Genomic DNA, 14,316 nt, shown 5'->3' with positions numbered 1-14,316 from the left:
CTAGCGGTCGGCGCGATAGGCGCGCAGGAACAGCTGAACCGAGTCCTGCACGTGGTGCTCTGCCGCTGCCCCCTGCAGCGGGTCGCCACAGCCGATAAGCAGACGGAAGTGCGCGCCGCCCTTGAGCAGGCTGAAGAAGTGATCGGCGGCCCGGTGCGGGTCGTCCAGCTGCAGCAGGCCGCGCTCGGAGGCCTTGCGCAGCAGCAGCTCCATCTCCTCCTGGACCCGCTGCGGTCCGGCTTCGTAGAACATCCGCGACAGCTTCGAGCCCTGGCTGGCCAGGCTGACCATCATGCGGTGCATCTCGACGGACTCGCTGCTGTTGATCAGGGCCAGGAAGCCACGGGCGATGCCCAGCAACTGGCTTTCCAGCGGCACGTCATCCGGGAGTTCGAACAGCAGCTCGGGCAACTGCTCCTCGCACTTGGCCTTGATCGCGGCAGAGAACAGCGTCTCCTTGTCGGTGAAGTGGCTGTACACCGTGAGCTTGGACACGCCGGCCTCGGCGGCGATGGTGTCCATGCTGCTGCCATCGTAGCCGTTGCGCAGGAACAGGTTCTTCGCCGCGTCGAGAATGGCGCGGCGTTTGGCGGGATCCTTGGGTCGACCGGGACCGGAAGGTTGTAACAACTTGTCAGGCATTGGCTGATTTTAATACTGGACCGGCGAGTTTGCTATTTTTACTATACCCGGCAGTACAAATATTCCAAAGGACTCCTCCTGGCGCGTCGACGAGGCGATCAGGGCGGGGCGAGGGCAGATGACGCCGCGGCGCTGAACGCGCTTCCAGTCTGCCACCGCGTCGCACTGGCGCTGCTGGCCACTCCAGGGGGGCAGCCCTCAAACCTTCTCCGAAAGGTCTTGCACATGTCCCGCCACGTCGTTCCTCTCGTTTCGTCTCTGGGTCTGGTCTTGCTGTTGTCTGCCTGTGGCAATGGTCAGCAGGTCGAACAGCCCATTCGTCCTGCCATGGTCGTTCAGCCGCAGCCAGCGACTGCCCTGGTCGACAGCTACCCGGGCGAGGTGCGGGCGCGCTACGAACCGGAACTGGCCTTCCGCATCGCCGGCAAGGTGGCCAAGCGCATGGTCGACGTCGGCGACCGGGTGAAGAAGGACCAGCCCCTGGCCGAGCTCGACCCACAGGACGTCCGCCTGCAGCTGGAGGCCACGCGCGCCCAGGTGGCGGCGGCCGAGGCCAACCTGCAGACCGTGCGTGCCGAGCGCGAGCGCTACAAGGCGTTGCTCGAGCGCAACCTGGTCAGCCGTTCGCAGTTCGACAGCGTCGAGAACCAGTACCGCGCCGGTGCCGCGCGGCTGAATCAGGTCAAGGCCGAATATGACGTGGCCCGCAACCAGACCGACTACGCCGTGCTGCGTGCCTCGCAGGACGGCGTGATCGCGCGTCGTTCGGTCGAGGTCGGGCAGGTGGTCGCAGCCGGCCAGACGGTCTTCACCCTGGCTGCCGACGGTGAACGCGAGGTGTCGATCAGCCTGCCGGAACAGAGCTTCGGCCGTTTCGCGATCGGCCAGGCGGTGGAAGTGGAGCTGTGGTCGCAGCCCGATCAGCGTTTCCCGGGGCGTATCCGTGAGATGGCGCCGGCCGCCGATCCGCAGTCGCGGACCTTCGCCGCGCGCGTCGCCTTCGTCGAGGGCAAGGTGCCGGCCGAGCTGGGCCAGAGTGCGCGGGTGTTCATCGCCAGCAACGGCGTAGTGCCGCTGTCGGTGCCGCTGTCGGCGCTCAGTGCCGAGCAGGACCAGCCCTTCGTCTGGGTCGTCGATCCCAAGGAGCACAAGCTGCAGCGTCGCCCGGTGCGGATCGGCGCCTATGGCGACGAGCGCGTGCCGGTGCTGGAGGGGCTGAACGCTTCCGATTGGATCGTGGCCGCCGGTGTTCAGGTTCTGCGCGAGGGGCTCAGGGTGCGCCCGGTGGACCGTGACAATCGCAACGTCGAACTGGCCGCCAAGGAGTAAGCCGCATGAGCTTCAACCTGTCGGCCTGGGCGCTGCGTCATCGTCAGATCGTCCTCTACATCATGTTGCTGTTCGCCATCGTCGGGGCGATTTCCTACACCAAGCTGGGGCAGAGCGAGGACCCGCCGTTCACCTTCAAGGCCATGGTGATCCGCACCATCTGGCCGGGTGCCACGGCGGAAGAGGTTTCCCGTCAGGTCACCGAACGCATCGAAAAGAAGCTGATGGAGACCGGCGAGTACGAGCGCATCACCAGCTTCTCCCGTCCGGGGGAGTCCCAGGTCACCTTCATGGCGCGTGACTCCATGCACAGCGCGGAGATTCCGGACCTCTGGTACCAGGTGCGCAAGAAGGTCAGCGATATCCGCCACACGCTGCCGCCAGGCATCCAGGGGCCGTTCTTCAACGATGAGTTCGGTACCACCTTCGGCAATATCTATGCCCTGACCGGCAGCGGGTTCGACTACGCCGTGCTCAAGGACTATGCCGACCGCATCCAGCTGCAACTGCAGCGGGTCAAGGATGTCGGCAAGGTCGAACTGGTCGGCCTGCAGGACGAGAAGATCTGGATCGAGCTGTCCAACACCAAGCTGGCGACGCTGGGCCTGCCGCTGTCCGCCGTGCAGCAGGCCCTCGAGGCGCAGAACGCGGTGACGGCCGCCGGTTTCTTCGAAACCGCCAGCGAGCGCATCCAGCTGCGCGTGACCGGGCGCTTCGAGTCGGTGCAGGAGATCCGCGACTTCCCCATTCGCGTCGCTGACCGTACCTTCCGCATCTCCGATGTGGCCGAGGTCAAGCGCGGTTTCAACGACCCACCCGCACCGCGCATGCGTTTCATGGGCGAGGACGCCATCGGCATCGCCGTGTCGATGAAGGACGGCGGCGACATCCTGGTCCTCGGCAAGGCGCTGGAAACCGAGTTCGCCCGCCTGCAGCAGACCCTGCCGCTGGGCATGGAGCTGAGCAAGGTGTCGGACCAGCCGGCCGCGGTGAAGACCGGCGTGGGCGAGTTCGTCAAGGTGCTGGTGGAAGCGCTGGTGATCGTGCTGGCGGTCAGCTTCTTCTCGCTGGGCCTGCGCACCGGTCTGGTGGTGGCGCTGGTGATTCCGCTGGTGCTGGCGATGACCTTCGCCGCCATGTACTACCTGGGCATCGGCCTGCACAAGATTTCCCTGGGGGCGCTGGTGCTGGGCCTCGGTCTGCTGGTGGACGATGCGATCATCGCCGTGGAGATGATGGCGATCAAGATGGAGCAGGGCTTCGACCGGCTCAAGGCGGCCAGTTTCGCCTGGACCAGCACGGCGTTCCCGATGCTGACCGGCACTCTGATCACCGCTGCCGGCTTCCTGCCCATCGCCACTGCCCAGTCCGGCACCGGCGAGTACACCCGCTCGATCTTCCAGGTGGTGGCCATCTCGCTGATCGCCTCGTGGATCGCCGCCGTGATGTTCGTGCCCTACCTGGGTGACAAGCTGCTGCCCGACCTGGCCAAGCTGCATGCGGCGAAGCATGGCGGCAGCGCTGCCGGCCACGATCCCTACGCGACGCCGTTCTATCGTCGCGTACGGGCCACGGTGCAGTGGTGCGTGCGTCACCGCATCACGGTGATCATGCTGACCATCGCCCTGTTCGTCGGCTCGGTGGTGATATTCCGCTTCGTGCCGCAGCAGTTCTTCCCGGCGTCCGGTCGCCTGGAGCTGATGGTCGACATCAAGCTGGAGGAGGGGGCGTCTCTCAGCGCCACCGAGGCCGAGGTGCACCGCCTGGAGAAACTGCTCAAGCAGCAGACCGGCATCGACAACTACGTCGCCTATGTCGGCACCGGTTCCCCGCGCTTCTACCTGCCGCTGGACCAGCAGTTGCCGGCCGCCAGCTTCGCCCAGTTCGTGGTGCTGGCATCGAGCATCGAGGAGCGCGAGCGCCTGCGCACCTGGCTGATCCAGGTGATGAACGACGAGTTCCCGACCCTGCGCAGCCGGGTCAGCCGCCTGGAGAACGGCCCGCCGGTCGGCTATCCGATCCAGTTCCGCGTCAGTGGCGAGCACATCGACGAGGTACGCGCCCTGGCCCGTCAGGTCGCGGACAAGGTGCGCGAGAACCCGCATGTGGTCAACGTGCACCTGGATTGGGAAGAGCCGAGCAAGGTGGTGATCCTCAACATCGACCAGGACCGCGCTCGGGCGCTGGGGGTCAACACTGCCGAGCTGTCGCGTTTCCTGCAGGGCTCGCTGTCGGGTACCAGCGTCAGCCAGTACCGTGAGGACAATGAGCTGATCGAGATTCTCCAGCGTGGCACGCCGCAGGAGCGCAAGGCCCTGAGCCTGCTGCCGAGCCTGGCGGTTCCCACCGACAGTGGCCGCAGCGTGGCCCTGTCGCAGGTCGCCACCCTGGAGTATGGCTTCGAGGAAGGCATCATCTGGCACCGCAACCGCCTGCCCAACGTCACCGTGCGCGCCGACATCTATGGCAAGCAGCAACCGGCGACCCTGACCCAGCAGATTCTGCCGACCCTGGAGCCGATCCGCGCCGAGCTGCCCGACGGCTACCTGCTGGAGGTCGGCGGAACGGTGGAGGATTCGCAGCGTGGGCAGAAGTCGGTGAACGCCGGCGTGCCGCTGTTCATCGTGGTGGTGCTGACCCTGCTGATGCTGCAGCTGAAGAGCTTCTCGCGCTCGGCGATGGTGTTCCTCACTGCGCCGCTGGGGCTGATCGGGGTGACCCTGTTCCTGCTGATCTTCCAGCAGCCGTTCGGCTTCGTCGCCATGCTCGGCACCATTGCCCTGGCCGGGATGATCATGCGCAACTCGGTGATTCTGGTGGATCAGATCGAGCAGGACGTCGAGCATGGCCTGGATCGCTGGCACGCCATCATCGAGGCGACGGTGAGGCGCTTCCGCCCCATCGTGCTGACGGCCCTGGCGGCGGTGTTGGCGATGATCCCGCTGTCGCGCAGCGTGTTCTTCGGGCCGATGGCCGTGGCCATCATGGGCGGTCTGGTGGTGGCCACCGCGCTGACCCTGCTGTTTCTGCCGGCACTCTACGCGGCCTGGTTCCGGGTCAAGGAAAGCGAGGCGCGCTGATCTTCGGGCAGCGCTGCCGCGCCCCCTGCGAGACCGTTCTATCACGGGCGAGCGGCCACAAAAAACGGGAGCCTTGGCTCCCGTTTCTGTCTTGCCGATGAGGCTTATTCGTCCATCTGCGATTGCAGGTAGTTCTGCAGACCGACTGCGTCGATCAGGCTGAGCTGGGTTTCCAGCCAGTCGATGTGATCTTCCTCGGAGCAGAGAATCTCTTCCAGCAGTTCACGGCTGGCGTAGTCGCCGATGCTCTCGCAGTAGGCGATGGCGGCCTTGAGGTCACCGTGCGCCTTGTGCTCGATCTTCAGGTCGCATTCGAGCATTTCCTTGGTGTTCTCGCCGATCAGGATCTTACCCAGGTCCTGCAGGTTGGGAATGCCCTCGAGGAACAGGATGCGCTTGATCAGCTTGTCGGCGTGCTTCATCTCGTCGATGGACTCGTGATACTCGTGCTCGCCGAGCTTCTTCAAGCCCCAATCCTCATACATGCGGGCATGCAGGAAGTACTGGTTGATGGCGACCAGTTCGTTACCGAGAATCTTGTTCAGGTGTTGAATGACCTTCTTGTCGCCTTTCATGTTCGCTCCTGCTGTTTCAATGACCGTGACAGCCTCGAATTTTCTGCCGCGTTTCCATGTCTGTCAAACCTAAGTTCTTGAAACATAAGTAAAAATAAAACTGAATACGAATGTTTTCATTCCGCATCATGGCGCCAAGTTATTGAATTAACGCAATAAAAAAGTTGCGCCAAGTTGTCGCGTTGTTAGTACACCGGGTAACGAGCGGAAGATATTTTTTCTCGCCCAATAAAAAGCCCCGCGGAGCGGGGCATGAGGCACGCAGAATCTCAGGCGGCGTTGGCCGAATGCGGGTCGTGGCTGTGCAGGTACTCCTGCAGGCGGGTCTGTTGCGCCGGGGTCATGAACAGGCCGAGCTTGCTGCGGCGCCAGAGAATGTCGGCACTGCTGCGTGCCCACTCTTCGCGGCGCAGGTAATCCACTTCGCGGGTGTAGAGCCCGGCGCCGAGGTGGTCACCGAGATCGGTCAGGTTGTGCACGCCGTCGAGCAGGCGCCAGGTGCGGCTGCCGTAGCTGCAGGCCCAGCGTCGCGCCAGGCTGGTGGGGAGCCAGCCATAGCGGGCGCATAGCGCGTCGACCAGGGCCTCGAGGTTGTCCATGTCTTCACCACCGGGCAGTGGCGCGTTCGCGGTCCAGGCGCTGCCGAGGTTGGCGAAGAAGGGGGCCAGTTGCTGCATGGCGGATTCCGCCAGTTTGCGATAGGTGGTCAGCTTGCCGCCGAACACCGAGAGCAGCGGCGCCTCGCCTGGCGCGCCGGACAACGACAGGGTGTAGTCGCGGGTGATCGCCGACGGCTCGTCGGATTCGTCATCGCACAGCGGGCGCACGCCCGCGAAGCTGTGCAGCACGTCGCTGCGGCTCAGCGGCTGCTTGAAGTGATCGTTGACCACCTTGAGCAGGTAATCGGTTTCCTCGGCGCTGATCGCGACCTGGGCGGGGTCGCCCTGGTATTCGCGGTCGGTGGTGCCGATCAGGGTGAAACGCTCCAGGTAGGGGATGGCGAAGACGATGCGGCGGTCTTCGTTCTGCAGGATATAGGCCTGCTCGCCGTCATAGAGCCTTGGCACGACGATATGGCTGCCCTGGATCAGGCGGATGCCATAGGGCGACTGCTGCTTGAGGTCCTCGCGGATGAAGCGCGCGACCCAGGGGCCGGCGGCGTTGACCAGGCCACGGGCGCGAATCGAGAACAGGCTGCCATCGGCCCGTTCCAGGTGGATGTGCCACAGTCCCTTGCTGCGCCGGGCGCTGACGCAGCGGGTGCGCGGATGAACGTGCGCGCCGTTCTCCCGTGCAGCCATGGCGTTGAGCACCACCAGGCGGGCATCGTCCACCCAGCAGTCGGAGTATTCGAAACCGCGGGTGATTTCCTGTTTGAGCGGGCTGCCGGCGCCGAAGCGCAGGCCACGCGACGCCGGCAGGCGCTCGCGCTTGCCCAGGTGGTCATAGAGGAACAGGCCGGCACGGATCATCCAGGCCGGGCGCAGGTGCGGGCGATGCGGCAGGACGAAGCGCATCGGTTTGACGATGTGCGGGGCCTTGGCCAGCAGCACTTCGCGCTCGGCCAGGGCTTCGCGCACCAGGCGAAATTCGTAGTGCTCCAGGTAGCGCAGGCCGCCGTGGATGAGCTTGCTGCTGGCCGAGGAGGTGTGGCTGGCCAGGTCGTCCTTTTCGCAAAGGAACACGGACAGGCCTCGACCGGCGGCATCGGCGGCGATGCCTACACCATTGATACCACCGCCAACGATGGCGAGGTCATAGACTTCCGCTACGGGGCTGGCGAACTGGTCGTGGGGCATCTGGCACGCTCGGCTACTGGATTCGAATGTGTGAATGTTCACTTTCGAAAATATGCTAGACGAAGATGTGCAGTTCCGCTACCCCGGCGCGCGATCACGCGCCGAGTGGTCATGCAGGATCCACCAGGTGGCCGGGCGGGCAGGTCAACGCCGGGGCGTGGCCATCAGACCAGGTCGAGCTGGACCTTGTGGCTGTGCAGCAGGCGGGTGATGGCGGCCGAGGGCGCGCTGTCGGTGAAGACGCGGTCGACCAGGGCGATCGAGCCCAGGCGCACCACGGCGTTACGCCCGAACTTGCTGGAGTCGACGGCGAGCAGGACCTGCCGCGCGTTGTCGATGATGGCCTGGGAGACGCGGACTTCCTGGTAGTCGAAGTCGAGCAGGCTGCCGTCGTCGTCGATGCCGCTGATGCCGACGATGGCGTAGTCGACCTTGAACTGCTGGATGAAATCCACCGCCGCCTGGCCGACGATGCCGCCGTCGCTGCGTACCGTGCCGCCGGTCACCAGCACCTCGAAGTCGGCCTTGGCGCTGAGCAGGGTGGCGACATGCAGGTTGTTGGTGATGATCTTCAGGCCCTTGTGGTTCTGCAGTTCACGGGCGATGGCTTCGGTGGTGGTGCCGATGTTGATGAACAGCGAGGCGTGGTCCGGGATCTGCGCTGCCACGGCTTCGGCGATGCGTTGCTTCTCGTCGCGCATCTGCCCGGCGCGCATGCCGTAGGCGGTGTTCTGGATGCTCGAGGACTCGCAGGCCGCGCCGCCATGCGTGCGACGCAACAGGCCATGCTCGGCCAGCTGGTTGATATCGCGGCGAATGGTCTGCGGGGTGACGGCGAACGCCTGGGCCAGTTCGTCGATGCTGACGTAGCCGCGTTCGCGGGCGAGGTTGAGGATGTCGTGCTGGCGGGGAGCGAGATTCATGAGCGCTTCCTTTGAGGGTCACTCATTATAGGCTGTAGCTATGGGGGTTTTGGGCCTGTTAATGTAGGGCATCTTCACATTGCGTTTTCACATTCGAACATGACTCCAGCAATCGACCTGTTGAAAAAAGCCAAGGCCGAGCACCAGGTGCACAGCTATCAGCATGATCCCAAGGCGCCGTCCTACGGCCTGGAGGCGGCAGAGAAGCTTGGCCTGGCCCCGGCGCGGGTGTTCAAGACGCTGCTCGCCGCCACCGAGAAGGGTGAGTTGCTGGTCGCCGTGGTGCCAGTGGCTGGCAGCCTGGATCTCAAGGCGCTGGCCGCTGCGGCGGGGGCGAAGAAGGCCGACATGGCCGACCCGGCTGCCGCGCAGCGCGCCACGGGCTACCTGGTGGGCGGGATCAGCCCGCTGGGACAGAAGAAGCGCCTGCGCACCTTCATCGACGAGTCGGCCCGGCAGCACGCCACCGTTCACGTCAGCGCCGGTCGGCGCGGGCTGGAGCTGGAGCTATCGGCTGATACCCTGGCACAGCACACGCAAGGGCAGTTCGCGGTCATCGGCAAGGCTTGAGCGCGCCGGACGCCCCCGCTGTGGTCAACAGCGACACCATTCACGATAACAACAAGGAATCTTGCATGCCCCAGTACCTGCTAGCCATCGACCAGGGTACCACCAGCTCTCGCGCCATCATCTTCCGTGCCGAGGGGTTGCCGGTTGCGCGTGCCCAGCAGGAGTTCAGGCAGTACTTTCCGCAGGACGGCTGGGTCGAGCATGACGGCGAGGAAATCTGGTCGTCCACCCTCGACGTCTGCCGCAAGGCCATCGCCGAAAGTGGTCTGGACAGTGCGGAGATCGCCGCCATCGGCATCACCAACCAGCGCGAGACCACCCTGGTGTGGGAGGCCGAGACCGGCAAGCCGATCCATCCGGCCATCGTCTGGCAGGACCGGCGCACCGCCGACTACTGTGCGGGGCTCAAGGGCGAGGGGCATGAGGCGATGGTCGCGGCCAAGACCGGCCTGTTGATCGATCCGTATTTCTCGGCCACCAAGTTGCGCTGGATTCTGCACAACGTGCCCGGCGCCCGTGAGCGGGCACAGCGCGGCGAACTGCGCTTCGGCACCGTCGACAGCTACCTGCTGTGGCACCTGACTGGCGGCAAGGTGCACCGTACCGACGCCAGCAACGCCTCGCGCACGCTGATGTTCAACATTCACCAGCAGTGCTGGGACGAGGAACTGCTCGCGCTGTTCGATATCCCCGCCAGCCTGCTGCCGGAAGTGCTCGACTGCGCCGCTGACTTTGGCCACACCGACAGCCAGCTGCTCGGTGCCAGCATTCCGGTACTGGGCATGGCCGGCGACCAGCAGGCGGCGTTGATCGGCCAGGCCTGCTTCGAGCCCGGTATGGTCAAGAGCACCTATGGCACCGGCTGCTTCATGATCCAGAACACCGGCGAGCAGCCGGTCAGCTCGAAGAATCGCCTGCTCACCACGGTGGGCTACCGCCTCGATGGCAAGGTGACCTACGCGGTGGAGGGCAGCATCTTCGTCGCGGGGGCCGCCGTGCAGTGGCTGCGCGATGGCATCAAGCTGATCAGCCATGCGCGCGACAGCGAGGCTCTCGCCGAGGCCACCGGCGATGCCTGCGGCGTCTATCTGGTGCCGGCGTTCACCGGCCTGGGCGCGCCTTACTGGGACCCGAAGGCGCGTGGTGCCATCTTCGGCCTGACCCGCGATACCGGGATCAAGGAGATCGTCACCGCCGGCCTGCAGTCGGTGTGCTATCAAACCTGCGACCTGCTCGAAGCCATGCGCCAGGACGGTGCTGCGGCGCCCAGTGCGCTGCGCGTCGACGGGGGCATGGTGGAGAACAACTGGGTCATGCAGTTCCTTGCCGACATCCTCGGGGTCAGCGTCGAGCGTCCCGAAGTGACCGAGACCACGGCGCTGGGGGTGGCCTACCTGGCCGGCCTGAAACTGGGTATCTACAGCGACCTGCAGGCCATCGCCAGTCACTGGCACCGTCAGCAGCGCTTCGAGCCGCGCATGAGCGAGGAGCAGCGTGCACGCCTCTATGCCGGCTGGCTGGATGCGGTGAAGCGGGTGCGCAGCGAGGGCTGAACGTCGAGCCAGATTGGTAGGGGCGGCTTCAGCCGCAACTCACTCAGGCTTCGCGGCTGAAGCCGCTCCTGCCGGCAGGGAATGAGCATCTGGAAAACGCCAACTGTACCTGTTGCGCAGCGTGGCATGCAGGCATGCTGGCCGCTCCCGTACGGTCAGGAAGATCCTCATGCCCCTCGCGTTTCATCAGGTCGACGCCTTTACCGACCAACCCTTCGCCGGCAATCCGGCCATGGTCTATCGCCTCGATGCCTGGCTCGACGACGGCCTGATGCAGCGCATCGCCGCCGAGCACAACCTGGCGGAAACCGCCTTCATGGTGAGGCAGGGGAGTGCCTGGCACATCCGCTGGTTCACGCCTGCCAGCGAGGTGCCGCTTTGTGGCCACGCCACGCTGGCCGCCGCCAAGGTGCTGTTCGATATCTACCAGGAACCCGCCGAGGTGTTGCACTTCACCTGCCTGTCCGGCGACCTGCAGGTGGCGAGGCGGGGCGGGCGCCTGGAGCTGGATTTCCCGGTGCGTCGTGCCGAGTCCGTCATGCCGGTGCTGCGCGACGAGGCTGCGCGGGCCCTGGGGCTCGAGGTGGAGCAGGTGCTGGCCTTGTTCAACGCCGACGGCAGTGTGCAGGAGCTGATGGTGGTGCTGGCCTCGGAGGCCGATGTGCGTGCGTTGCAGCCGGATCTGCGGGCCCTGGCCACGCTGCCGGGGCTTGGCGTGCTGGTCACCGCCGGTGGGCAGCAGCATGATTTCGTCTCGCGCTACTTCGCGCCGAGCATCGGTATCGACGAGGACCCGGTGACCGGTTCGACGCACTGCATCCTCATGCCCTACTGGGTCGAACGCCTGGGGCGCACGACGCTGAACGCCTTCCAGTGTTCGGCGCGGGGCGGAGAGCTGCTCTGTCGCCTGGACGGCGAGCGGGTGAAGATCGCCGGCCACGCCCGGCACATCGCCAGCGGTCAGCTGCTGCTCTGACTCAGTCGCTGCTGACCCGGCGCACGCCCGGCGAGTCGCTCAGCTGCAACTGCGCCGCGACACTGCCCAGAGCGGGGAAGGCCACCAGGTGGTCGGCGGCGATGCGGATACCCACCTCGTCGCCCTGCTGGTGATCGGCGTGGCTGGGGAATATCGACTCCAGCTGGCTGCCGGTCGGCAGTTGCAGGCGATACAGGGTGGCGGCGCCGAGGAAGGTCTTGCCGACGATGCGCGCCTTCAGCTCGCTGCCCTCGTCCGGCACGATGTCGTCGGGACGCAGCAGCACATCCACCGCGCTGCCCTTGGCCCAGGTATAGGCACGATTGCCACGGATCAGGCCCAGTTCGGTCTGCACCGCCTCGGGGCTGAGCAACTGGCCACGGATGAAGTAACCCTGACCGATGAAGCTGGCCACGAAGGGGGTCAGCGGCTCGTGGTAGAGGTTGAAGGGCGTATCCCACTGTTCCAGGCGGCCATCCTTGAACACGCCGACGTGGTCGCTGACGGCGAAGGCTTCCTCCTGATCGTGGGTCACCAGAATCGCGCTGGTACCACGGGCCTTGAGAATCTCGCGGACCTCATGGCTGAGGCGCCGGCGCAGTTCACCGTCGAGGTTGGAGAAGGGTTCGTCGAGTAGCAGCAGCTGCGGCTCCGGCGCCAGGGCGCGGGCCAGTGCGACGCGTTGCTGCTGGCCGCCGGACAGCTCGTGCGGGTAGCGCCTGGCCAGGTGGCCGAGCTTGACCAGTTCCAGCAGCTCGTGCGTCACGCGCTCGGCGTCGGGTTGCTTGCGGATGCCGAAGGCGATGTTCTCCGCGACGCTCAGGTGCGGGAACAAGGCGTAGTCCTGGAACACCATGCCGATGCGGCGTTTTTCCGGTGCCAGGGTAAAGCCGGCGCGCGAGATCACGGTGCCGGCCAGCTCGATCTCACCTTCGAGCACCGGTTCGAATCCGGCGATGGCGCGCAGGGTGGTGGTCTTGCCGCAGCCGGAGGGGCCTAGCAGGCAGCCGATGTCACCGGCATTGAGATGCAGGTCGAGGTCCTGCACCACCTTGTGGGCGTGGTAGCCGCAGTTCAGCCCGCGCAGCTGCAGCAGAGGCTGGCTCATGCGTGGTGATAGGCCGGTTCGACCAGCATTTCCAGCAGCGCCTTCTGCGCATGCAGGCGGTTCTCGGCCTGGTCCCAGGCGACCGAACGCTTGTCGTCGAGCATGTCGATGCTGATTTCCTCGCCGCGGTGCGCCGGCAGGCAGTGCATGAACAGCACGTTGTCGGCCGCGCCGTCGAGCAGGGCAGGGGTGACCTGGAAGGGGCGGAACAGCGCCATGCGCTGCTCGGCCTCGTCTTCCTGGCCCATCGAGGCCCACACGTCGGTGCTGACCAGGTGAGCGCCGGCCACGGCTTCATGCGGGTCACGCACGACCTGCACGCGGTCGCCGGCCAGGGCGAGGAAGCGGGCCTCCGGTTCGTAGCCCTGCGGGCAGGCGACCCGCAACTGGAAGTCGAACTGGATCGCCGCCTCGATATAGGAGTTGCACATGTTGTTGCCGTCGCCGATCCAGGCCACCGTCTTGCCGGCGATGCTGCCGCGATGCTCGAGGTAGGTCTGCATGTCGGCGAGCAGCTGGCAGGGGTGCAGGTCATCGGACAGGCCGTTGATCACCGGCACCTTCGACTTGGCGGCGAATTCGATCAGGTTGCTGTGGGCGAAGGTGCGGATCATCACCGCGTCGAGCATGCTCGACATGACGATGGCGGCATCGCCGATCGGCTCGCCACGGCCCAGCTGGGTGTCGCGCGGGGAGAGGAAGATGGCCTGGCCGCCGAGCTGGATCATGCCGGCTTCGAACGAGAGGCGGGTACGGGTCGAGGCCTTCTCGAAGATCATGCCCAGTACGCGATTCTTCAGCGGCTCGAAGAGTACGCCGCGATTGCGCAGGTCCTTCAGCTCGATGCCTCGGCGGACCAGCCCCACCAGTTCGTCCGGTGTGTAATCCATCATCGAGATAAAGTGTCTGACGCTCATCGTTAACTACCTTTTCACTACAGTTCGCAAGCCCGCTGCCGGTACTGATTCCGGCAAAAACAGCAGTGCTTGCGGCAGGAGGCCGCAGGGTGCGACGAAACAGGGGGAAGGCGCGATCTTATAAGGAAATGACGAGCAGGCGCAAATTGCGCCCGGATAACTGACAAATTCATGTTTTGTAAGCCTTTTCCCAAAGCTACGTGCGAGATGTCACAAAACTGACATCGGCGCTTGCGCCGCTCTAGATCGGGGACCTAGGATGCCGCCGCCTTTCCAAGGCAATGCATTGCCCCCGTAATTGGGGTACCCATGGAAAATTGTGCAAAGGAGTTTTGCATGAAACACGTAGCCTACGCCGCAGCCTTCTCCGCTCTCGCCCTGCTGACTGGCTGTGCCAGCCAGAACGTTAGCCAACCGACTCTGCCACTGGGTGGTGGTGTCGAGACTAACCTGAAGGCAGACGTCAAGGTCGGCGAGTCCATCTCGGGTCAATCTTCGGTGAACATCCTGTTCGGTGTTCTGAAGCTGGGTGGTGACACTCAGTTCGCCGACGGCGTGACCTACGGTGGTGGCGAAGGTGGTTTCGCACTGGGCCTGGACCCGGTCGCTTCCGCCAAGTCCGCAGCTGCTTACAAAGCAGTCAAGGCCTCGGGTGCTGACGTGATCGTCGCCCCGCGTTACGAAGTGAACGTTCAGGATTACTTCGTATTCAAGACCGTTAACGTCAGCGTTACCGGCAAGAAAGGCACCGTTACCTCCATCCGTTAATCGGATCGGTACGCGCCTGAATCGGCAGGCTTGATGCCTGCCGATTCATGAGACGAACGCTGCTGGCGTCGTCCTC

Annotated in this window: 12 protein-coding genes; 6 read left to right on the top strand and 6 right to left on the bottom strand. The window is 64.9% G+C overall.

Annotation, left to right across the window (positions count from 1 at the left end):
• Complete coding sequence (locus tag FIV02_RS17855; protein WP_152489382.1) at positions 1–642, bottom strand: TetR/AcrR family transcriptional regulator; 642 nt, start codon at positions 640–642, stop codon at positions 1–3.
• A gap of 225 nt (positions 643–867) precedes the next feature.
• Here FIV02_RS17855 and FIV02_RS17850 point away from each other — a divergent pair, with 225 nt between their 5' ends.
• Together FIV02_RS17850 and FIV02_RS17845 are read left to right on the top strand one after the other, a co-directional pair.
• Positions 868–1,971 carry an efflux RND transporter periplasmic adaptor subunit gene (locus tag FIV02_RS17850; protein WP_152489381.1) on the top strand — a complete coding sequence of 368 codons (1,104 nt, stop codon included), beginning with the start codon at positions 868–870 and terminating at the stop codon, positions 1,969–1,971.
• Between the two features lie 5 nt (positions 1,972–1,976).
• A complete protein-coding gene (locus tag FIV02_RS17845) occupies positions 1,977–5,051 on the top strand; it encodes an efflux RND transporter permease subunit (protein ID WP_047588442.1) in 3,075 nt (1,024 codons plus the stop codon).
• Positions 5,052–5,155: 104 nt separating this feature from the next.
• Here the strand turns inward: FIV02_RS17845 and bfr are convergent, their stop codons facing one another.
• The 3 genes from bfr to FIV02_RS17830 form a co-directional block, all read right to left on the bottom strand.
• Entirely contained in the window at positions 5,156–5,626 is a 471-nt protein-coding gene (gene bfr, locus FIV02_RS17840; RefSeq protein ID WP_037049325.1) for a bacterioferritin, read from the bottom strand.
• A gap of 269 nt (positions 5,627–5,895) precedes the next feature.
• A complete protein-coding gene (gene glpD, locus FIV02_RS17835) occupies positions 5,896–7,425 on the bottom strand; it encodes a glycerol-3-phosphate dehydrogenase (protein WP_152489380.1) in 1,530 nt (509 codons plus the stop codon).
• A gap of 164 nt (positions 7,426–7,589) precedes the next feature.
• Entirely contained in the window at positions 7,590–8,348 is a 759-nt protein-coding gene (locus FIV02_RS17830) for a DeoR family transcriptional regulator (RefSeq protein WP_037049320.1), read from the bottom strand.
• Between the two features lie 99 nt (positions 8,349–8,447).
• Between FIV02_RS17830 and ybaK the strand changes: the two genes are divergently transcribed.
• The 3 genes from ybaK to FIV02_RS17815 all read left to right on the top strand — a co-directional run bounded on the left by ybaK (position 8,448) and on the right by FIV02_RS17815 (position 11,447).
• Positions 8,448–8,918, top strand: a complete 471-nt coding sequence (gene ybaK, locus FIV02_RS17825) for a Cys-tRNA(Pro) deacylase (protein ID WP_152489379.1) — start codon at positions 8,448–8,450, stop codon at positions 8,916–8,918.
• A gap of 65 nt (positions 8,919–8,983) precedes the next feature.
• Entirely contained in the window at positions 8,984–10,471 is a 1,488-nt protein-coding gene (gene glpK / locus FIV02_RS17820; RefSeq protein WP_152489378.1) for a glycerol kinase GlpK, read from the top strand.
• Between the two features lie 169 nt (positions 10,472–10,640).
• Positions 10,641–11,447 carry a PhzF family phenazine biosynthesis protein gene (locus FIV02_RS17815; protein ID WP_152489377.1) on the top strand — a complete coding sequence of 269 codons (807 nt, stop codon included), beginning with the start codon at positions 10,641–10,643 and terminating at the stop codon, positions 11,445–11,447.
• 1 nt (position 11,448) lies between these two features.
• On the opposite strand, the gene FIV02_RS17810 is transcribed toward FIV02_RS17815, so the two are convergent.
• Positions 11,449–12,555 (bottom strand): ABC transporter ATP-binding protein, encoded by a 1,107-nt coding sequence (locus FIV02_RS17810; RefSeq protein ID WP_037049312.1) that lies wholly within the window; start codon positions 12,553–12,555, stop codon positions 11,449–11,451.
• Positions 12,552–13,472 (bottom strand): ornithine carbamoyltransferase, encoded by a 921-nt coding sequence (gene argF, locus FIV02_RS17805; RefSeq protein WP_152489376.1) that lies wholly within the window; start codon positions 13,470–13,472, stop codon positions 12,552–12,554. Before argF ends, FIV02_RS17810 begins: the two co-directional genes overlap by 4 nt.
• Positions 13,473–13,808: 336 nt before the next feature.
• On the opposite strand from argF, the gene FIV02_RS17800 reads away from it, so the two are divergent.
• Positions 13,809–14,240, top strand: a complete 432-nt coding sequence (locus tag FIV02_RS17800) for a hypothetical protein (RefSeq protein ID WP_047588458.1) — start codon at positions 13,809–13,811, stop codon at positions 14,238–14,240.
• Positions 14,241–14,316 lie beyond the last annotated feature (76 nt).

This window comes from Pseudomonas sp. THAF187a, assembly GCF_009363395.1.
Lineage (GTDB): Bacteria > Pseudomonadota > Gammaproteobacteria > Pseudomonadales > Pseudomonadaceae > Aquipseudomonas > Aquipseudomonas khazarica.
This window is presented reverse-complemented; position numbering and strand designations above follow the sequence as displayed.